Origin of the sequence: Streptomyces himalayensis subsp. himalayensis (assembly GCF_013778455.1) — a bacterium.
GTDB classification, from domain to species: domain Bacteria; phylum Actinomycetota; class Actinomycetes; order Streptomycetales; family Streptomycetaceae; genus Streptomyces; species Streptomyces himalayensis.
Genome location: NZ_JACEHE010000011.1, coordinates 149,053 through 167,760, shown reverse-complemented (window position 1 = coordinate 167,760; position 18,708 = coordinate 149,053). Strand labels below are relative to the sequence as shown.

Below are 18,708 nucleotides of genomic sequence, written 5' to 3'. Positions count from 1 at the left end.
CCACCCGACGCGGACCAGTCAGCAACGGCGCCGTAGATCCGCGAGTCGGGGAGTCGGGGATTCGGGGAGTCGGGTTCCCGCGCCGCCGACATCTTGCCCGCGCCTAATCGCGCCTAAGGTCCCGTTCAGCCAGACGATCGTCCAACGGAAACGATCAGCCGAGGATGAGCGGGAGTTTCGCGGCCAACTCACCCAGTTCCGCCTCCTCCGCTTCGGACGGGGCACGCCGTCCAGTGCCGATCAGCAACGCGTCCTTGTCGGAGAACGCCGGGGGAAACTCCGCACCGGCGATCTCCTCCAGCAGCTCGCGTGACCGGGCGAGCCCTTCGGCGGGCGGTTCTGCCGCGTCCGGGAGGTGCGCGATCAGGTCGAGGTGGTGAAGCGTCCATTCCAGGACGTACGCGGAGAGGTAGTCCCCCGCGGTGAGCACCTCGTCGCGGGTGCCGACCCGAGCCAAGGGATCCGCGAGTTCGGCGGCGCGACCGGCGGCGGAACCGACGTCGTCGAAGTGGAACTTGAGCAGCCACGGCTCTTCGTACGCGGCGGCCAGGCGGACGATCAGCGCATCGAGCGGGTCGTCGCCGGTCGGGGCTTCGACGATGTCCCAGTAGGTCACCGCGTCCCGGGTCGGTTCCGTAACGGCGGGGGTGACGAGCGTGATCAGGACGTCCTGAGCGTCGATGATCAGGTGGCACACCAGGTCCCGCACGAGCCAGCCGGTGCAGCCGGACGGCCGCGCGAAGTCCTCGTCCGGCAGTTCGGCGACCGCTGTGCGCAACGCTGTCCAGGAGCGTGAGAAGAGATCCACGGCCGCAAGCTAGCAGTGCCCGGGCCCGCCCGCTGCGACCGAGCACGCACGGCGTCACGAACAACTTGGTCGACGGCAGACCAGTTGCACAGCAGAGCCGCGTCAACGGTGCGGAACTCAGCCCAGTGGCGTCCCACACCGGTTCAGCCCGGCAACACTCCACCCATAGTCGGGAGATGCCCTGCTCGCCGCCGTCCGCAGCACACTTCAGGAGGGGCGTGGGGCTCGCTTGTCCTTGCGTTGCACCAGCTCGTCCTCGCCACGAGAACCAGCATGGGCTTGCCCGGCTGGCACGTCATCGTGACGATGAACCGACTCCGCACGTTCCGTACGGTTGTTGCCATCCTGGTAATGGATCACATCCCCTCCCGGCTCCCAGAACGCCTCCCCGGCCCGGATCACCCGCTCGGGCTCTCCCTCCAGCTCGAACCGCATCTCGCCTTCCAGCACGTATCCGAAGGCCGGGCCGAAGTGACGGTGGGGAGGGGTGCCAGGGTCTCCAGGGGGGAATTCGACGAGCACAGTCATGACGTGTGCTCCTTCTGGAACGGAGGGTGGTTTCGCCTCCTGGATCACGGTGACTGCGGTCTTCCATGCCTCGGATCGCTGCCCCTGGTTTCCTGGTCGTGCATGTCTGCCGGTGCGAGCATGCGGCTTCAGGCACCGCACGCCTGAACGACGGAGACCGGGGCGGTGCTTGCCGGGGCGGACGACTCGCACACTGCGCCCGGCGGACGGGGAAACGCCCCGGTCACTCCTGCGCGTTGCTCTCCACCACGTGTGTGCCGACGCCGTCGGCAACGGCTGCTGACAGCCGGGCCGGCAACAGTCCGGGAGAGCGGGTCTCGAGGCTGTCGTGGCGCAAGGCTTCGTTCGGTTCCTTACGAACTGCTTCTTCGTCCTCGCCCATCCTGGATTCGCCTTCCACCGGGGCTTCCACCGGGGCCGCCCATAGCGAATGGGAGACGCACGTCACACTCCACTTTCTGTCACACATCACCTGGCCCCCCGGTCAGTAGTGAGTATCAGCAACACGGCAAGGAGATCACCGTGGAATCGCGTCTCAACTACTTCGGCCACCCCCTCGCAGGAAAGGTGCTGAAGCACATCAACTCGGCCAACAAGGTGCTGTCGGACTCAACACTGCCGGCCGTGATCCAGGAGCTGGTGAAGATTCGCGCAAGCCAGATCAACGGCTGCGGGTTCTGCACCGACATGCACACCAAGGACGCCACCGCGGCGGGAGAGACTCCGCAGCGCCTCCACCTGGTCGCGGCCTGGCGCGAGGCCACGGTCTTCACCGACGCCGAGCGAGCGGCACTGGAACTGTCGGAGCAGGGCACCCGCATCGCTGACGCAGCCGGTGGTGTCACCGATGAGGCCTGGGCGAACGCCGCCAAGCACTTCGACGAGGACCAGCTCGTCGCTCTGATGTCCCTCATCGCCGTCATCAACGCGTACAACCGCATCAACGTCATCAATCAGCAGCCTGCCGGGGATTACCAGCCTGGCCAGTTCGGCTAGCCGGCACCCGCCCGGCCAGCCACACACGGTCCACCTCCCCGCCGCGACCTACGGCGGGGAGATGGGCTACCGGCGGCAACCGATCCCGCTGAGCCGGTCCTGGCACCCCCGGACGAGCTCATCCTCTTCTGTGGCATGTCGATCGGGTTCGAGGACGTCACGGTGCGTTACCACCCGTACGGGCCGGGCACCGCTCGACGAGACGGTCACGTTCGCCGATGGTTGCTAACGCCACCCGCCCCAGCCGGTTAGGGCGCCGTTTCTTGCCGCGCCCACACAGTGACCCATATGGGATATTTCGCACATACGACCGACGAAAGGCATGTCATGAAGATCGCAGTCATCGGCGGTACCGGTCTGATCGGGTCGCAGGTCGTCAAGAATCTGAACGCCGCCGGGCACGAGGCGGTACCGCACTCGCAGTCCACCGGAGTCGACGTCATCAGCGGCCAGGGACTGGACGAGGCGGTGGCAGGAGCCGACGTCGTCGTCAACCTGACGAACTCCCCGACCTTCGACGAGGCCTCCCTGGCCTTCTTCCAGACCTCGATGGACAACCTGCTGGCCGCGGCCCAGAGGGGCGGCGTCGGCCATTTCGTCATCCTCTCGATCGTCGGCGTGGACCAGGTGCCGGAGCTGGACTACTACCGGGCCAAGGTGCTCCAGGAGAACATCCTCGCGGCCGGGCCGATCCCCTACTCGATCGTCCGGGCGACGCAGTTCATGGAGTTCATGGACGCCGTCCTGTCCTGGACCGCCGACGGCGACACCGTCCGGTTGCCCGCCACGCCGATCCAGCCGATCGCCTCCAAGGACGTGGCCAGCGCGGTGGCGGACGTCGCCGCAGGCGCCCCGCTGAACGGCATTCGCAGCATCGCCGGCCCCGAGATCTTCTCCCTCGACGAGCTGGGCCGGATCACCCTGTCCCGCAAGGGCGACAACCGCACCGTCGTTACCGACCCCACTGCCGGCATGTTCGCCGTCGTCAAGGGTGACGTCCTCACCGACAAGGACGCTCACCTCGCCCCCACCCGCTACACCGACTGGCTCTCCTGACTCGCTCGCGCCCTCTCAGGCGCGCAGACCGCAGAGAGCCAAGCCCTGGACTTCGTGGCTGATCACAACAACTCGGCACGGCGGCCAGTGCTCACAGCTTGTCGGTCGCGTTCCGTGGAGATCATTCGCCACGGTGCAATGGGTCGAGACCCAAGGCCGGTACATGTGCGCACCGAGTGCATCGAGATCGCGGGAGGGAAGGGCGGCGGGAGACAGCGGCAATGCGGCGCGCGTCCTGCTGTGACGGCTTATAGCATGGGGACCCAGAGCTGGAGGATATCTATGCGCGCCGGGGATGACGCCGACCCCCTTGACCAGGCGACGAGGGATTTCATCACAGCGCGTCCCCAACTCTTCGGCATCGCGTACCGCGTGCTCGGCAGTGTTGTGGAAGCCGAGGACATCGTTCAGGAGGCGTGGTTGCGGTGGCAGAACACCGACCGCGCCGCCATCAACGAGCCGGCGGCGTTCCTGGCTACGGTCACCACCCGTCTGGCCATCAACTTCGCCCAGTCCGCCAGGGTGCGGCGTGAGTCGTACGCCGGGCCCTGGCTTCCGGAGCCAGTCGATACAAGCGTGGATCCGCAATTGGGAGCGGAACGGGCAGAGGCACTTGACCTGGCGGTTCTCTTCCTCTTGGAGAAGCTGAACCCCGTGGAACGGGCTGCTTACGTTCTGAGGGAAGCCTTTGACTACCCGTACAAGCAGATCGCGGAAATCCTGGAGACGAGCGAAGCCAATACGCGCCAGTTGGTGAGCCGCGCCCGGAAGCATCTGTCAGGGGAACGCAAGGAGCCGGTCAGCTCTACCGCTCACCGGCGCCTGATGGAGGTGTTCCTCACTGCGGCGCAGACCGGAAATCTGTCCGTGCTCGAGGATGTTCTCACTGCGGACGTGGTCAGCTACTCCGACGGTGGAGGGATGCGCGGGGCATCCAGGATTCCGGTCGTCGGGCGTCCGCACGTCTCCAAGTACCTTGCCGCCTTCGCCCCGCGTTTCTGGCATCAGGCAGACGTACGCTGGGTCGAGGCCAACGGCCGGCCGGCCGTCCTTGTCTCGGCCGATGAAAACCCGGTGGCTCTGCTGTCCGTCGATGTGTCGGCACAAGGCATCGAACGCATCATGTGGGTAATCAGTCCGGCCAAACTTGCTCCTTACGTGGCTTCACTGAGCAATTGAGAACGTCCGCGCCCTGCAGCGCCCCATGCCGGTCCGACGCGCCATCCGTGCCATGCCCGACCGGAAGGCCCTCGCGGATCCGGCACCGTCGGTGCGGACGAGGATGTCGGTGTGGTTCGAGCTGGACGGCGGTGGCGCCTGAAGCCGCGACACCGCCGTCCGGGGCGGTGCCATGCCGGTGGGCTTGCGTCCCGCGGCCCGGGCCGCGGGTATCGGCCGGAGCGGCCTGAGAACAGCAGAGCACGCGGCGGTCAGCCCGGTGGCATCAGCAAGGTCCGCCGGCAACCGAGCCCCCGCATGCCCGACCCCCCGGCATGTCCGACCACCCCCGAACCATCAAGAAACGGGACAAGCGGGACGGAACGGCGAGCTGCACTGTCATGCGGAGGCCGGCGGGGCCCGTGACGGCGCCAACATGGTCAACCCACGCCGACCACCGCTGACTCATAGCCCGTGATGTCGTCGGGCTTCACCAAGCCGTCCTCGATCGCCCGAGCCAGCATGTCCGCCTTTGTCGGTGCGGTCCTGCCGACCTGCGCGTACTTGACTCTCGCCCGACGGATGTACACGTCCACAGTGTGAACAGACACACCCATGCGCCGGGCGACCGAAGCCTTCGACATGGACTGGAACCACCACAGCAGCGCGGTACGTTCCTGCGAGGACAGCTTGGGCCTGCTCGCGCCGCGATCACCTACAAGGACCCCCGCGGCCGTCGGCGTGACGTACGGCCTGTCTCCCGCCGCCGCCAACACCGTGTTCACGAGGTGCGCCCGCCCTTCGTTCTTCGCGACGAACTCGCATGCTCCGGCCTCCAGCGATTCGAGCACCACCCGCTGCTCGGTGAACTGCGAGAAGGCGATGACCCGTTGACCCGCCGCAGCCAGCGTGGCGATATCGCCGATGACGAGTTTGCCATGCAGATTCAGATCGAGAATGAGGACATCCGCGACACCGGGCTCCACATCCACGGCTTCGCCGGTGTGCACCACCGAGATCCGCGGCTCCTCGGACAGCCAGGTCTGAATGCCTTCGATGACGACAGGGTGATCGTCGATGATGGCAACGGTCAGGGAGCCGGACGTACAGGCCATCGGTTTTCCCACCACAACTGGTTCTCCTCCTGGTCGTATAGGGCGGATACGGTGAGCGGGCCCGGCGATTTGACCAGCGTTTCCGGCGGGGCGTCGGCCACCACACTCACTACGACTTCCTCGGGCGTCGCCACCACGGTGACCCGGGCTCGGGTGACGGCGGTGGAGAGGACCAGCAGGGCCCCTTCCCCCAGTTCTCGGCGGACGGATGCCGGCAGATCGGGCAGGTCGCCGTAGCTCAGCAGAGTGACGCGTACGCCGCGCCGCTCGGCGACATCGGCACAGGCCCGCAGTTCGTGCAGGAGCGGGTGCGGGGTGTCATCCGTTTCCGCGAACAGCCTCCGCAGGCGTGCCGCCTCCACGGCGGCACGCTGGCGTACGACGGGGTCCGCCGGGTCCAGTTGACGTTCCGCCAGACCACTCAGCAGTGGTTCCACTCTGATGCGCAGGTATTCGTAACGGCGCCGGCGCTCGGCGTGCACGGTCTCGTCGGCGGTCGCACGGGCCAGGTATTCCGCCTGTCCCGCAGCGATCTCGGTGGCTTCCCTGGCAGCGGCGTTGAGCTGCCGTGCCAGATATGCGAAGGTCAACTGGATACCGGCGGTGGTGTATGCCATGGCGAGCAGATGGGAAACGGTGGCCTGGTCGAGCGCGCCGTCGGCGGCCAGGAAGCCCACTGTGACAGCCATGTTGGCGCCGAGCAGGGTGATCAGCTCCCACAGCGGACGCTGTATCAGGAGCAGGACGCCGAACCAGCCCACGATGTTCCCCGCCCAGCTCACGTCGCCGATCGTCTCGCCCACCGGGTACGTGGCGGTGGCGACGACGCCGGTGACCAGCGCCGCCGCCGCAAGACTCCGCGCGGTGCGGGCGCTGAGCACGGAACGCAGCAGCAGGACCGACCCAATCGTCTGGATGACCGTGAGGGCCAGCCAGGAGCCCGCGGCGGCGGCCTGCGGCTCGTACACCGGCCAGCCTCTGAGCACATGCAGGGTGTCCATACCCAGGTGCCAGACGCCCACGATCACCACCAGCCCGATATTGACGGCTGTGGCAAAACGGGTGGCGACCATACCCTTGACGACATCGGCGGTCATGGTTCCCACCTCAGCTCGACCCGGGTGCCGGCGCCGGGGGACGAGGCCGCCCGGGCGCTGCCGCCCACGGCACGCATCCGGCCGTAGACCGATTCCCGCAGGCCGCGTCGGTGGGAGGCAACGGCCACGGGGTCGAACCCTCGTCCGCTGTCGCAGACTTCGACGGTGACGCCCTCCCCGGCACGGCGGGCCGTGACCCGGGCAGCGCGGGTGTCCGCGTGCTGGGCCGCGTTGGTCAGGGCCTCGGCGACCCCTTGCGAGAGGGCTAGCACGACCTCGTGGGGCAGGTCCAGCGGCGGTACGTCGAACTCGATGTCCAGTGGAGGGAGGCCGACGCGGCGCGTCAGTACGACGGTGCGTAGTGCGACATCCAGCGGTGCGGGGTCGTGCGCCACATCGCGTGCCACGCCGGGGTGCGCCCGCAGGTCTTCCATGACGGCCAGGTCGGCCGCGGCCCGTTCAGGCAGCGCGGCAGAGTCACGGGCGATGCTGCCGGTGCCCACGATGGTGAGCGTGGCGAGCACGGTGTCGTGCAACAGCCGCTGCTGGTCCAGTTCGTCGGTGCGGGCGGCGGACCGGGCCCGCGCCGCCGCGCGCGCCGACGCCTGCTCGGACAGCGCGAGATCCGCCCTACGCGCTCCACGTTGCAGCAGGGCCATGACAGCGGCGGCGAGCAGCGCCTGGAGCACCAGGACGACGGAGGCCTCCCGTACACCGGGGCCGCCCACCGTGTAAGCCATCGTGATGGCGATCGCCGCCGCCATCGCCCAGGGCTGCCGCAGAACGAACTGTGCGGTGAAGATGCCGGTGCTGGCGACCATGTCGACCCATCCAGAGCCCGCGCTCGCTTCCAGGACCTCGGCCGGGACGAGGTTGCCGTGCGCCAGGCAGAGCACCACAACGACGGCGGTGTCACCGGCGCAGAGCCAGGGATGAGGGTCCGACCTGAGCATAAGAACGGTGATCAGGCCGGTCCACAGAAGCAGTCCGACGACCGCGACGGCCACCCAGATGGAACGGGCGGGCGGTGCGAGCCCGACCACGGCGACCAGGCTCGCTCCGACGGCACAGGTTGCCCTCAGGACACCGGCCAGGCGTGCGGACTTTCGCTGAAGCTGGAGTTGGGCGGGCCCCTGCGTCAGCACGCGGTCTGCACTAAAGGAGTTCCCGCCTCCGCTAAGAAGCGTAAGGAAAGTTCGACCGCACTTCTCACTGTATTCCCCCGTACGCCGATGAGACCCGCTTCCCAACTTAGGTGAACGCGAGCGCGACGGACAGAGGGCGCGCGCGACATCTCGCCGCTACTGTCACGCGGCCAATGAACCTGCTTCCGGACAAAAGATGCAGATCGACACATGAGCGCAGGAGCAACAGCGTTGTCACGCGTTCGCGTGACATGCCTTTCTCTAGTCCGCCACGTAATCTTCGATATCAGGCCGCCGAGGGGAAAGTCTCGGGTGCTATTCGAAGTTCGAGGCTGCCAGTCAGCCAGAGCTGATGGAAAAGAAAACACCAAGGGAGGACGTGCCGAGTGAAGGAAAAATCTACCGTCCTTCTTTCCGCGGCTCTCATCGCCTGCTTGGTGGCCGGCTGCGGGGTCGGGAGCGGAAACCCGAAGGAGATGGAACGGCCACAGAAAGGCGAAGCGGTCGGCATGGCGGGTAAACAGGTCAGAGACCTGACCGTCGCGGAGGAGGTCGAGGTCGACCGCGCGGAGGAAAAACTCGTCGAGAAGTGCATGGAGCGCCAGGGCCACCGCTACTGGCCGGCGCCGGTGGCGAGCATCGCGGAACGCAAGGCCGGGGCGTACGTGGTGGACGACGTCGACTGGGCCCGCCGGTACGGCTACGGTCGGCCCTTCGACATCGCGGCCGAGGAGGCACGCCGCAGTCATCCCAGCGTCACCTACCCCAACGCACTTCCCGAGCAGGAGCACATCCGCTACTCCCGCGCGCTCGACGGCGATTTCGACGACGTCATATCCGTCGAGCTGCCGTCCGGCGGCACCACCCGGACACCACGCGACGGCTGTTACGCCGAAGCTCGGGAGCGGCTCTACGGCGACTATCCGACCTGGTTCCGGGTCAAGAAGACCGTAACCGGGCTGACTCCGCTGTATGTCCCACGGATTCTCCGGGACGAACGCCTGGTCACCGCGGTCAAGGCATGGTCCCGATGCATGGACGAGTCGGGAAACCCCTTCAGTAGCCCGGACGAGATACGCCAGAAACGGGACTCTCTGGTCAAGGGAATGAACGCATCCCAAGCCCAGAGCGCCGAAGTGAAATTGGCTGTGGCCGAGGCCGAGTGTGCCCGCAAAACATCCCTCGGGGAGACCGCACGTTCTCTGGAAGGCGAATACAGAGAAAAGACGCTGCGTGATTACTCCGAAGAATTCGCAACCTATCAGCAGATGAGGATGACCGCCCTTCCCCGGGCCAGGAACTTCGAAAGCCGGTAGGTGCCGCACCGAAGATTTCCGTGGCGTCATGGCCGCGGGGAGTCCCACCCATCAGATGATCGAGGAGTTGTACCCGTGAGGAAACTGCCCGCCGCCCTGACCGTCCTGGCCATGGCTGCTCTTGGAACCGTCATCCCCGTCTCCGCCGCGCACGCCGCCGAGACCTGCTCCGACAACTACTCAGCCGCGAGGGCCGGCTACATGTACGCCTATGACAGTGTCGACTGCGTCGGGCAGCTCGGCCTGTCCTACCTTGACGACGAAAACTGGGGCAACAGCTCGCAGAGCTTCCAGGGCACCGACACCAACAAGGCGTCGTCCATTCTCAACAAGGGCAACACCTACGAGGTCCAGTTCTTCAACGGAACCGGCACGGGCTGGACCGGCGGCCACACCTGCCTGTCCCGCAACGAGGGCTACGCCTCCGACCTCACCAACAACTACTTCACCAGTGGCTACTCGGCCAACAACTCCATCAGCTCGCACCGTTGGGTGAGCGCCAGCACCTGCGACCGGTGGGCGACCTGACCTCCGCTTCCCCGTAGCCGAGGCTGACGGGCCTGTACCTTGCGGGGATGCCTCTCTCATGGCATCCCCGCAAGACGTCGGGGTGTGTCAACTTAACGGCCGTGCCTCACATTCGGCGGTGGACGGAGCGGGCTGGTGTGCCGTTGACGTGACGTGCGGGATGTCAACGAGCCAGCCTGCCCGTTTCAGTTGGGTCGGCTGAGCTGAGCTGGGCTGACTGTGGTGGGGCCGTGGCTGTCGGCGGGTGGGCATGCCTGGGGCCCGGCGCTCGGGTCGGGTGCTCCGGGTTCCTCGTGGGTGGGAGAGGCGGCGCCGTTGGTCAGGTGGCTGGCCTCGGCAGGGCCGACGGCGCGCTGTCGGGGCGCGGTCGGCCACCGGGCGCACGGGTGGCCCGGAGCACTGGTGGCCGGGCCCGGTGGTCAAGCGTTCTTTGGCCCAGCCTGCTGAATCACCTCGAAGGACCACAGTGTGGAGCCGCTGGCGGCCGGCTTGGGGCGCTCTCCGCCCTCCCCGCTGCCGCCCTGGTGTGCTGCCTTCATCGGCCCCTCCAGCCAAGCCTGGAAGGACTCCTCGTCGCGCCACCGCGTGTAGACGAGGTAATTGTCGGTGCCTTCGGCCGGGCGGAGGAGTTCGAACCATTCGAAGCCGTCGGAGTTCTCGACGGCGTGCGCCCGGGAGGCGAAGCGCTTCTCGAGGGTTTCCCGCTGTTCGGCCGGGACGGTCAGTACGTTGATCTTGACTACGCTCATGGCTCCATCCTGCCGCAGGGGTGGGCGCCAACGGTGCACCGGCGTCGTGCCGGATCGGAGCATCTGCGCTGGCGCATCGCGAAGTCGGCGAAGATGGAGCAGGTCCGGCCGTACCAGTTCACGGATCCGTTTCTCCCAGGTGCGGTCTGCGTGGGCGTCGGCGCGGGGCCGGCCTGACCGGTCAACTGCCACGGGTGACCGCTGTGCTCAAGCGGCGAAGCCGATGTTGGTCACGTATTCGTACTGACCCCACTGGGAACCGAGGTCGATGATCTGGTCCGCCCACGCATCGTCGAGCGCTTGGTCGTCGGCGGCGGCCCAGGCCTCGACGATGCGGTCCCAGCGGCGGACATTCAGAGTGCGGTACTCGACGACGCGCTGGCGTGGCCGGGGAACTTGGGACTGGTTGACGGGATGGATCTCCACGCGGGTGCCGCGGCCGCGTGCGTTGAGTCGGCCGACGAGGTAACGAGCGATGTTGTGCCGGCGCACCGTGCGATAGGCCGACTCGATGCGGTCCAGGTTCTTCTTGGAGGGGAGGCGTTTGCCCTCCAGCCACGCCTTGATCGTGCGGTCGGTGACCGTCAGGCCGGCCGCACGGGCGGCGGCGCGGGCGTGGTCACTGCGCGTGAGGTAGTTCAGGCGGGCCATCAGACCGCGCTTCGCGGTGATGGGTGTGGCGATATATCCAGCCAGGTCGTCGAGGCGGCGCGCAACCGCTTCGTGGCCTTTGATGCCGCGGGCGCCGTACTTGCCGAACTCGATGTTCCGCTCGGGCACGTCGTCTTCTGCCTCTCCGTCGATTCACCGGGGTCCAGCGCGCCGTTCCAGCCGGCCACTCAGTCGCCCGCTTCGCCCGCGGCCGCCGTCTCGGGGTCCGTGCCGACGCTGTAGGTGTCCTTGACCTTCACTTCGGAAACGCCGCGGCCCTCGGGGAACACCGCGCGCCAGTCGCCGATGACGTGCAGCTCGTCAGTGCCCATCGCACGCACGACCATGAGGCCCTCATCGTATGCCTTGTACGCCTTCATCCAGAGGTTGGCGAAGGCCTGGGAGCGGATGAGGTGCATCCAGTCCGTGCGGTAGATCTCCCGGTTGTAGTTCGACTCCCCCAGGGTCGAGACGAACTTCGCGTACATGGCCTTGACGTACTCCAGCGTCACCTCGTCGTCCTGGGCAATGGCCCGGTCCCGGGCGTCCTTGAGGACGATGCGGAACTTCTCCAGCAGGTTCTCGGTGGCGCCTGAGGTGAACGACTCGTGGATCTCAGGCGGGTCGCACAGCCCGTACTTCGGGCCGGACAGGCGCAGCAGGAGGCGCAGCGTCGGCTCGGTGACCCACAGAGGGCCTGGTTCGTCGCGGGCACCGACGGGGTTGGGCAGGACGTCGTCGTGCTCCCAGGCGGGCGGGGTGATCAGGTGAACGCCGGCGCGGCGGCGGTCGTGGTCGAAGCCGGTGGAGTGCTCCAGCTGGCCGATCGGCAGGTGGGTCTTGAGCGCGCTCAGGTAGGCGCCGTTGATGTCGAGTGCGGTCACCTCGTGTGCGCCGGGCGGCAGTTCGGGGCGGGCCCATTTGGGGCGGGCCTCCCAGATCTGGTCGGAGCCGCGCGCGCTCTGCTTGCGCAGGATGTCGGGCATCCAGGGGTGAGCCACGATGTCGTAGCGGCCGCCGGTGCGGGTGGCGTCCAGCAGCGCCATCGCGTCCGGAATGGCGCGCTTGACCAGCGCCGCGATCGCGGCTTCGACGTCACCCTCGTGCGTGGCGAGAGCGGACGCCACCGCGGCTCCGATGGGGTCCGAGGTCTCAGAAGCGGTCTGCATACGACGCCCCACTGGGCGGACCTGAACAGGCTTTGCCGCTCGGGCAGGCGACGCCGCTGCCGTGCCGCACTCGGCGGCATCCAGGTGCTGAGGGAAACCGGCGACCTGGTGATGGGCGGGACCGCCGCACAACACGCACGGCTGGGGAGTCGTGAGGGATTGGACCTCGTCGGACCCGCTGTCGGCCGCGACGGTACCGGTCGTACCGTCCTCCGCCGCTGCCCCGTCGGAGAGCACGTCGCTCACGTCCTCAGCCCGGGCCTCCAGCTTGGCCTGAGCTCCTTGCAGGAAATACGCGTACTTCTCGCGCACCTCCCCGCTCGGATCCCGCCCGGACTCCCAGCCCCCGACTGTCGACGGGCTGACACCCAGGGCCTGCGCGACTTGCGTGCGCGAGAGGTTCAACTTCTCGCGCAGCGCACGACGTTCCTGGGCAGGAGGCAGTGCGATCTGCTGCTTGGCGCCGGCGAGCAGCGTGTCGATCGCTTCGAAGTCCGTCACCGGGGCGCCCCCTGCTCCTGGACAGCCACAGGGCGCTCGGCTCCGCGACGGACGGATGTGCGGCGGCTCTCGACGGGCAAGGATTCAGACGCCCGGGTCGGCCCGCTCAGCAGGTCGAGCACGTCGATGCGGTAGTGCGCGGCCACGGCCTCACAGTCGGCCAGACTCCACGCGGCGCTGCCCGACTGACGACGGCTCACCTGCGCCTGGCTCACCCCCAACGCGGCTGCAAGATCCGTCTGCGACTCACCCGTCGCATGCAGGAGTGCGGCCACCGCTGACCTCACTCGCTCGTCGAGAGTCATCCGCATAGCGCCGAATCTACCACTTGAAACTCACGGGATATGCGCCATACGTATAGTCCGCGAGGTGTGGAGACGGGTCGCTCCCCCGGCGGCCACCTCCCGTTTCACGTCGGGGACCTCGCGGAACCGAGTACGACTGCGGCGACGTTGAGACGCCACGCATGCCCGAAGGGCCACGAGAGGCCCGGAGCCGTGCCCTCACGCAATACCGTCTCGGCCGCCTCGGCGAAGACTTCCACCGTCTGGTCGACTGGAACGGCGCGCCCCTCTCCCGCAGTGTGCGGGGTGGCGTCGGCCGCCCCGGTTCGCCGGCCTGCTGCTCGCGCGCAGCGATGACCGCGGCCCAGGCGGCGGCCCTCTGAAGATGGGGACGAGTCAGGTGGATGTGGCGGGGTGACGTCGTATAGGCATGGTCGCGGGCTAGGGCACCAAAAGGCCATTTCTGGACTTGGTGTGTCAAACGCCTAGGGTTCCAGGCACACTTCAAGCGTTGCTGTCCCACCAGGAAGAGGATCTCGCATGATCACGCTCAAGAAGGAAGACGGCCCGGCCGATCTGGACGGGGTGACCCATCTGTCCATCGGGGTGTCCTGGGACCCCACCGCCGGGAGCAGTGGCGGGCTGATCGGTAAACTCCGCCGGAACGTTGGCACCGACCTCGACCTGATCGCCATCGCGGTGCAGGGGGCGGAGCCCGTACGGCTGGCGGGCCTTGACTCCCTGGACCCGCTGGGTAATGGCGCGTTGGTGCACAGCGGCGACAACCAGACCGGACGCGGGGACGGAGACGACGAGACAGTCACCGTCGAGTTCGCCCGGGTCCCGTCCAACATCACGTCGATAGTGTTCGTCGCCGCCGCATACAAGAAGAACAGCTCCTTCCAGAAGGCACGGAACATCAGTTTCAAGGTGTACGACGCGACCGGGGGCAGCACCCAGCAAGTCGCTGACATCTGGCCCAGCCTCCTCAGCAGCGACAACGGCTGCGCCGTGGCCAAGGCGATCCGGGCCGGCGGGAGCTGGAAGCTCGAGGTGATCAACGAGACAGGGAAGATCAAGCAGGGCGATGAGCAGGCCCTGATGCGCTTCGCGGTGAGCAAGTAGGGAAAGCCGAGGCTGACGTGCACGTCGGAGTCACGCACCCTGGCGTCAGTGGGCTCGTCCAGGCTGATGCCAGCCAGATCCGTTGAGGATGATCGCGTTCATCAGGATCCTCCGTGGATACCCGCGCCTTCAGACGGGGGAGGAAGCGGACTCCTGATGACCTCGCGCCAGTCGCCGGAGTCCACGGTATCCAGCAACTGCAGCGCGCACTGGACAGCCTGTACGGCCGGTCAGTGCGCTGGGCACAACCTGCTTCAACTGGGGCGCGGACGCCTGGTGCAGCATGCCGTTCGTCCCCGGGCGAGACCGCCGCGTGGCGCAGTCCTAGGCGATTGGCACCGCTTGCCCCGTGACCCTCGTGCGGGTGTCTTGCGGGGCCACGTCGATCAGCAGGTCACTGGGGCGGCCCATGTCCTCTCCTTGGCGGATCGCGATCGTGGCCGGTCCGGTGACCAGACCCAGTGTGCGGAGGTATCCGCCGAACGCCGCAGCCGCCGCTCCCGTGGCCGGATCCTCCACGACACCACCGACAGGGAACGGGTCCCGGGCATGGAAGCGCTCCGGCGACTCACGCCACACCAGGTGGACGGTCGTCCACCCGTGACGCCGCATCACCTCGGCGAGGCCGTCGAAGTCGTACTCCAGGTCCGCCAGGCGCGCCCGGGAGGCGGCGGCCAGCACCAGGTGGTCATTGCCGCCGAATGCCACGTGCGGGGGCAGTGCCGGGTCGAGGTCGCCGGGAGCCCAGCCCAGGGCCTTCAGGGCGGCGTCAAGCTCGGTGCCCACGGCGGGGCGAGAACGGGTCGGAACGCTGGTGAGTGTGGCCAGCACCGTGCCCGCGTCGTCCACCGTGGTGGCCACGGGGATCTCGCCCGCGAGGGTGTCGAGGAAGATCTCGCCGGGGCCCAGCCGTTCGGCGAGGGCGACGGCCAGGGCGACGGTCGCGTGCCCGCAGAAGGCCACCTCGGCGAGCGGGCTGAAGTAGCGAACCCGGAACCGGCGCGATGCGTCATCGCGGCCGGTGACGAAGGCCGTCTCGGAGTAGCCCACCTCGGCGGCGATCCTGAGCATCGCCGCGTCGTCGAGCCCGGATGCGTCGAGCACGACACCGGCCGGGTTGCCTCCCGCAGGAACGTGGGTGAAGGCCGAGTAGCGCAGGGTCTCCGCCAGCGGCTTGGTGTGGTTCATGGGGCTCTCCCCGGTCACGTCGATCGTCATGGCTCCACGCTGCCACCCCACACCGATCGAGTCCAACGATGGTTTTCGATCCAGCTCATCGATGTACCGCATAGGCTCGGTGCTGTGGAAACCCGCCTGCTGTGCACCTTCACCACCCTCGCCCGAACGGGCAGCTTCACCGCTGCTGCCGCCGAGCTGCACCTTGCCCAGTCCACGGTCACTGTGCACATCCGCGCTCTGGAACGGGAGCTCGGCACCCGGCTCTTCGACCGCCTGCCCAAAGGCGCGCTGCTCACCGAGTCCGGACGACGGATGCTGGAACGGGCCGAGGACGTACTCGACGCCGTGGCTCGGTTGCAGGCCGCCTGCGACGGCGAGGGTGCGGTGGGGGGACGGGTGGTGGTAGGCACCCCCGAGTCGCTGTGTTCAACCTGGCTGCCAGGCGTCATCGCTGCCCTGCGCACAAGCCATCCCAAGGTGGACGTCCACCTGTACGCGGCCGGTACCGCGCAGTGCGTCGATGGGTTGCGGTCCGGGCGCCTTGACCTCGCGCTGCTGTTGGAGGACGAGGCTGACTTCCCCGATGTGACGGCCGAGACGATCGCCCGTGAGCCGCTCGCCCTCGTCTGCTCTCCCAGCCACCCGCTCGCCGCACGTGCGCACGCAGTGACCTGGGCGGAACTCGCAGCGGAGAGCTTCTTCCTTCTGGAACAGGGCTGTTCCTACAGTGACGAGCTCGAGCGACGGCTGCTCGCTGTGCCTGGCGCCCGGCCACGACTGACCCGCTTCGGGAATGTGGACGCGGCACGTTCCTGCGTCGCCGCAGGCCTGGGACTGACCCTGCTGCCGCTTACGACCGTGGATGAGCAGCTGCGACAGGGGCAGCTGGCACGGATCCACGGCCCGCGGTTCGCCGAGGTAACGGTGCGGCTGGCCCGGCATCGCAGGCGGTGGGCGGCACCGGCCGCGCAGGCGTTCGCGCAGGAGCTGGTACAGCACCTGTCCGACGGAGCAGCCGAGGAGACGTCGCGGCCTGCTGCTGATCCGCCGCCCCTGCTTCACCACCTCGACGGCGGACCTCCTGCGCCGTGTTGATGAGCTACGCGGTGACATCATCGCCCATCGTCGTCAGTGCCAGAACTGCGGTGTACGGCGGCTGTGCACGTATCCGCGTACTGCGTTGAGCGATTCACGCGAACGTCGACACCTTGGACCTCGGGACCTCGGGACCTCGGGACCTCGGGACCTCGGTCGGCACCGTGCCTGAAATCCCGTATTCAAACCTCCTTCAGTCACGCGTTGCCCATTAGTTGCTACGGATCTCGACACGGCAGGACGCTGCCGGGAATGAGGCCGGGGGCCTGTCGCCGGCACTCCTACGCGGCGGCATCCCGCCCTAAAGCCGAGCATGGCGATCGCAGGCAGGGGAGGCTCGCCGCCGCGGTGACGTGCTCCAGCACCTCACGCACCGTCAATTCGCACCCCGAACCGCGCCGCTGCACGAACCCCGGTCCTGGATACTGGGGATCATGCGCGTCGACTTCGATCCCGAGGCCGTAGGCCCCAACGACTTCTACCGGCTGCTCACCGCGGTGGTGGTACCGCGGCCCATCGCGTGGGTGTCCACGATCTCGAAGGACCACTCCGTACCGAATCTCGCGCCGCACTCCTTCTTCACCGTCGCCAGCACCCAGCCGCCGATCGTGCAGTTCACGTCAGTGGGGCGCAAGGACTCGCTGCGGAACGCGGAGGAGACCGGGGAGTTTGTCGTCAACTTCTGCTCCGAGCCGCTGTTCGAGCAGGTCAACGCCACGGGCACGGACTTCCCCTCCGATGTCGGGGAGTTCGAGGCGGTCGGCATCGAGCAGGAGCCCAGCCTGCGGGTAAAGCCGCCGCGGGTGGCGGCGTCGCCGGTGGCGCTGGAGTGCCGCCTGCACAGCACGCTGCGCCTGGGCGACTCGACCGTGGTGTTCGGACGCGTTGTCCACGCCGTGCTGAGCGAGGACGTCGTCGTGGACGGCCACCCCGACATCGAACTGCTGCGTCCGCTCTCACGCCTGGGCAGGAACGAGTGGGGCACCATGGGCGAGATCAAGGAGATCGCGCGCATCCCGTATGCCGTGTGGCAACAGAACGGAAGCTGACCCGGCGCCAGGCAACGCCGGGCCGGTGGCCCGCACCGCATCTGTCCAAGGTCAGTGGGTGGTGAGCACCATGCGGAAGCGTGCGGTGCCGGAGAGCATCTTCCGGTATGCCTCGTCGGCTTGGTCCAGCGGCATGATCTCGGTCATCGGGCGGATTCCGTGCAGGGCGCTGAATGCCATGGTGTCCTGCACGTCCAGCGCCGTTCCGGACGGGTGTCCGCGCACGATCTTGCCTGCCATGAGCAGTTGGATCGGGCTGATTCCCAGCGGCTCGGCGTCCGCACCGATGACCACCAACTCACCGCGGTGGGACAGCCCGTCAGCGGTCGCCGTGATGGCAGCGGAGTTGGCGGCGGTGGCGAGGACCACCTTGGCGCCGCCAAGGGACTGCAGCGCGTCTGCGACGGTGGTGTCCCCCGTACTGTCGATGTAGTGGTGCGCGCCGAGCTGCTTGGCGAAGTCGGCCTTGTCGGATCCGCGGGCGATGGCGACCGTCTCGAAGCCCATGGCGGCCGCGTACTTCACCCCCAGGTGACCGAGGCCGCCGATGCCGAGTACGGCGACCAGATCGCCCGGTCGTGCGGAGCTGCGCCGAAGCCCGTTGTACGTGGTCACCCCCGCACAGGCCAAGGGTCCGGCGTCGCTCGCCGCCAGCCCGTCGGGGATCCGCGCCAGGGCGTCGGCTGGCGCGATCACCACATCGGCGAAACCCCCGTCGTAGGCCCATCCGGGGACCTTCAGGTTCTCGCACACGACGAAGTCGCCCTGTCTGCAGGGCGTGCAGTAGCCGCAGCTGCCGCCGAACCATCCCACCGCCACCCGGTCGCCCACCTGCCAGCCGCGGCTCTGCGTTCCCTCGCCTAGCTCTTCGATGCGACCGGCGATCTCATGGCCGGGGACCACCGGAAACCGGACACCCGGGAACACGGCGTCGACGAATCCGGCGTCGCTGTGGCAGATCCCGCAGGCGTCCACGGCGATCCGAACGTGGCCGGGGCCCGGCTTCGGTACCTCACGCTCGATGATCTCGAACGGCCCGCCTGCGGCGGCCACCTGAGCAGCTCGATACGCGCTCATCTGGACCTCTCCCGGGAACTCCTTGGAACGGTCACCTGGAACCATCAGACCATGTCCGGCCCTGTCGCGCGCGTGGGCTGGG

19 protein-coding genes and 1 pseudogene are annotated in these 18,708 nt (G+C 67.7%); 8 read left to right on the top strand and 12 right to left on the bottom strand.

Going from position 1 to position 18,708, the window contains the following annotated elements; genetic code table 11:
• Window positions 1–154: 154 nt before the first annotated feature.
• The 3 genes and pseudogenes from H1D24_RS19525 to H1D24_RS19515 form a co-directional block, all read right to left on the bottom strand.
• A complete protein-coding gene (locus tag H1D24_RS19525; RefSeq protein WP_181658896.1) occupies window positions 155–808 on the bottom strand; it encodes a maleylpyruvate isomerase N-terminal domain-containing protein in 654 nt (217 codons plus the stop codon).
• 207 nt (window positions 809–1,015) lie between these two features.
• A pseudogene (locus H1D24_RS19520) lies at window positions 1,016–1,384 on the bottom strand (cupin domain-containing protein).
• A 175-nt stretch (window positions 1,385–1,559) separates the two neighbouring features.
• Window positions 1,560–1,718: a hypothetical protein gene (locus H1D24_RS19515; protein ID WP_181658895.1), complete on the bottom strand. Its 159-nt coding sequence runs from the start codon at window positions 1,716–1,718 to the stop codon at window positions 1,560–1,562.
• Between the two features lie 140 nt (window positions 1,719–1,858).
• Here H1D24_RS19515 and H1D24_RS19510 point away from each other — a divergent pair, with 140 nt between their 5' ends.
• The 3 genes from H1D24_RS19510 (at window position 1,859) to H1D24_RS19500 (ending at window position 4,567) form a co-directional block, all read left to right on the top strand.
• Window positions 1,859–2,332 (top strand): carboxymuconolactone decarboxylase family protein, encoded by a 474-nt coding sequence (locus H1D24_RS19510; RefSeq protein ID WP_181658894.1) that lies wholly within the window; start codon window positions 1,859–1,861, stop codon window positions 2,330–2,332.
• Window positions 2,333–2,659: 327 nt separating this feature from the next.
• Window positions 2,660–3,388: an SDR family oxidoreductase gene (locus H1D24_RS19505; RefSeq protein WP_181658893.1), complete on the top strand. Its 729-nt coding sequence runs from the start codon at window positions 2,660–2,662 to the stop codon at window positions 3,386–3,388.
• A 282-nt stretch (window positions 3,389–3,670) separates the two neighbouring features.
• On the top strand, window positions 3,671–4,567 hold the full coding sequence (locus H1D24_RS19500; RefSeq protein WP_181658892.1) for an RNA polymerase sigma-70 factor: 897 nt from the start codon (window positions 3,671–3,673) through the stop codon (window positions 4,565–4,567).
• Window positions 4,568–4,986: 419 nt separating this feature from the next.
• Here the strand turns inward: H1D24_RS19500 and H1D24_RS19495 are convergent, their stop codons facing one another.
• The 3 genes from H1D24_RS19495 to H1D24_RS19485 are packed head-to-tail and all read right to left on the bottom strand — an operon-like array spanning window position 4,987 to window position 7,903.
• Entirely contained in the window at window positions 4,987–5,676 is a 690-nt protein-coding gene (locus tag H1D24_RS19495; RefSeq protein WP_220136929.1) for a response regulator transcription factor, read from the bottom strand.
• Window positions 5,637–6,758: a hypothetical protein gene (locus H1D24_RS19490; RefSeq protein WP_181658891.1), complete on the bottom strand. Its 1,122-nt coding sequence runs from the start codon at window positions 6,756–6,758 to the stop codon at window positions 5,637–5,639. The genes H1D24_RS19495 and H1D24_RS19490 overlap by 40 nt, the downstream gene beginning before the upstream one ends.
• The gene (locus H1D24_RS19485; RefSeq protein ID WP_181658890.1) at window positions 6,755–7,903 is read right to left on the bottom strand and encodes a sensor histidine kinase; all 1,149 of its coding nucleotides are present in this window, start codon (window positions 7,901–7,903) and stop codon (window positions 6,755–6,757) included. Before H1D24_RS19485 ends, H1D24_RS19490 begins: the two co-directional genes overlap by 4 nt.
• A gap of 386 nt (window positions 7,904–8,289) precedes the next feature.
• On the opposite strand from H1D24_RS19485, the gene H1D24_RS19480 reads away from it, so the two are divergent.
• Window positions 8,290–9,219 (top strand): hypothetical protein, encoded by a 930-nt coding sequence (locus tag H1D24_RS19480; protein WP_181658889.1) that lies wholly within the window; start codon window positions 8,290–8,292, stop codon window positions 9,217–9,219.
• A 75-nt stretch (window positions 9,220–9,294) separates the two neighbouring features.
• Window positions 9,295–9,747, top strand: a complete 453-nt coding sequence (locus H1D24_RS19475) for a hypothetical protein (RefSeq protein ID WP_181658888.1) — start codon at window positions 9,295–9,297, stop codon at window positions 9,745–9,747.
• A 419-nt stretch (window positions 9,748–10,166) separates the two neighbouring features.
• Here H1D24_RS19475 and H1D24_RS19470 read toward each other — a convergent pair whose 3' ends face one another.
• The 4 genes from H1D24_RS19470 to H1D24_RS19455 all read right to left on the bottom strand — a co-directional run bounded on the left by H1D24_RS19470 (window position 10,167) and on the right by H1D24_RS19455 (window position 13,128).
• Window positions 10,167–10,496, bottom strand: coding sequence for an antibiotic biosynthesis monooxygenase family protein (locus tag H1D24_RS19470; protein WP_181658887.1), 330 nt, complete (start codon window positions 10,494–10,496; stop codon window positions 10,167–10,169).
• A 207-nt stretch (window positions 10,497–10,703) separates the two neighbouring features.
• Window positions 10,704–11,276 (bottom strand): transcriptional regulator, encoded by a 573-nt coding sequence (locus tag H1D24_RS19465; protein WP_181658886.1) that lies wholly within the window; start codon window positions 11,274–11,276, stop codon window positions 10,704–10,706.
• A gap of 59 nt (window positions 11,277–11,335) precedes the next feature.
• Window positions 11,336–12,817 carry a helix-turn-helix domain-containing protein gene (locus H1D24_RS19460; RefSeq protein WP_181658885.1) on the bottom strand — a complete coding sequence of 494 codons (1,482 nt, stop codon included), beginning with the start codon at window positions 12,815–12,817 and terminating at the stop codon, window positions 11,336–11,338.
• The gene (locus tag H1D24_RS19455; RefSeq protein WP_181658884.1) at window positions 12,814–13,128 is read right to left on the bottom strand and encodes a helix-turn-helix domain-containing protein; all 315 of its coding nucleotides are present in this window, start codon (window positions 13,126–13,128) and stop codon (window positions 12,814–12,816) included. Before H1D24_RS19455 ends, H1D24_RS19460 begins: the two co-directional genes overlap by 4 nt.
• 513 nt (window positions 13,129–13,641) lie before the next feature.
• Here H1D24_RS19455 and H1D24_RS19450 point away from each other — a divergent pair.
• Window positions 13,642–14,226 (top strand): TerD family protein, encoded by a 585-nt coding sequence (locus H1D24_RS19450; protein WP_181658883.1) that lies wholly within the window; start codon window positions 13,642–13,644, stop codon window positions 14,224–14,226.
• Window positions 14,227–14,550: 324 nt separating this feature from the next.
• On the opposite strand, the gene H1D24_RS19445 is transcribed toward H1D24_RS19450, so the two are convergent.
• Window positions 14,551–15,444 (bottom strand): PhzF family phenazine biosynthesis isomerase, encoded by an 894-nt coding sequence (locus H1D24_RS19445; protein WP_181658882.1) that lies wholly within the window; start codon window positions 15,442–15,444, stop codon window positions 14,551–14,553.
• Between the two features lie 84 nt (window positions 15,445–15,528).
• Here H1D24_RS19445 and H1D24_RS19440 point away from each other — a divergent pair, with 84 nt between their 5' ends.
• Complete coding sequence (locus tag H1D24_RS19440) at window positions 15,529–16,500, top strand: LysR family transcriptional regulator (protein ID WP_181658881.1); 972 nt, start codon at window positions 15,529–15,531, stop codon at window positions 16,498–16,500.
• 434 nt (window positions 16,501–16,934) lie between these two features.
• Window positions 16,935–17,549 (top strand): flavin reductase family protein, encoded by a 615-nt coding sequence (locus H1D24_RS19435; protein ID WP_181658880.1) that lies wholly within the window; start codon window positions 16,935–16,937, stop codon window positions 17,547–17,549.
• A gap of 51 nt (window positions 17,550–17,600) precedes the next feature.
• Here H1D24_RS19435 and H1D24_RS19430 read toward each other — a convergent pair whose 3' ends face one another.
• Window positions 17,601–18,626, bottom strand: a complete 1,026-nt coding sequence (locus H1D24_RS19430) for an alcohol dehydrogenase (RefSeq protein WP_181658879.1) — start codon at window positions 18,624–18,626, stop codon at window positions 17,601–17,603.
• Window positions 18,627–18,708: the final 82 nt, after the last annotated feature.

Excerpts from the sequence above, each read along its gene's own strand:
- H1D24_RS19430 (WP_181658879.1), bottom strand. The coding sequence starts at position 18,626 with ATGAGCGCGTATCGAGCTGCTCAGGTGGCCGCCGCAGGCGGGCCGTTC.
- H1D24_RS19515 (WP_181658895.1), bottom strand. The coding sequence starts at position 1,718 with ATGGGCGAGGACGAAGAAGCAGTTCGTAAGGAACCGAACGAAGCCTTG.
- H1D24_RS19505 (WP_181658893.1), top strand. The coding sequence starts at position 2,660 with ATGAAGATCGCAGTCATCGGCGGTACCGGTCTGATCGGGTCGCAGGTC.
- H1D24_RS19445 (WP_181658882.1), bottom strand. The coding sequence starts at position 15,444 with ATGACGATCGACGTGACCGGGGAGAGCCCCATGAACCACACCAAGCCG.
- H1D24_RS19450 (WP_181658883.1), top strand. The coding sequence starts at position 13,642 with ATGATCACGCTCAAGAAGGAAGACGGCCCGGCCGATCTGGACGGGGTG.
- H1D24_RS19500 (WP_181658892.1), top strand. The coding sequence starts at position 3,671 with ATGCGCGCCGGGGATGACGCCGACCCCCTTGACCAGGCGACGAGGGAT.
- H1D24_RS19455 (WP_181658884.1), bottom strand. The coding sequence starts at position 13,128 with ATGCGGATGACTCTCGACGAGCGAGTGAGGTCAGCGGTGGCCGCACTC.
- H1D24_RS19470 (WP_181658887.1), bottom strand. The coding sequence starts at position 10,496 with ATGAGCGTAGTCAAGATCAACGTACTGACCGTCCCGGCCGAACAGCGG.
- H1D24_RS19490 (WP_181658891.1), bottom strand. The coding sequence starts at position 6,758 with ATGACCGCCGATGTCGTCAAGGGTATGGTCGCCACCCGTTTTGCCACA.
- H1D24_RS19435 (WP_181658880.1), top strand. The coding sequence starts at position 16,935 with ATGCGCGTCGACTTCGATCCCGAGGCCGTAGGCCCCAACGACTTCTAC.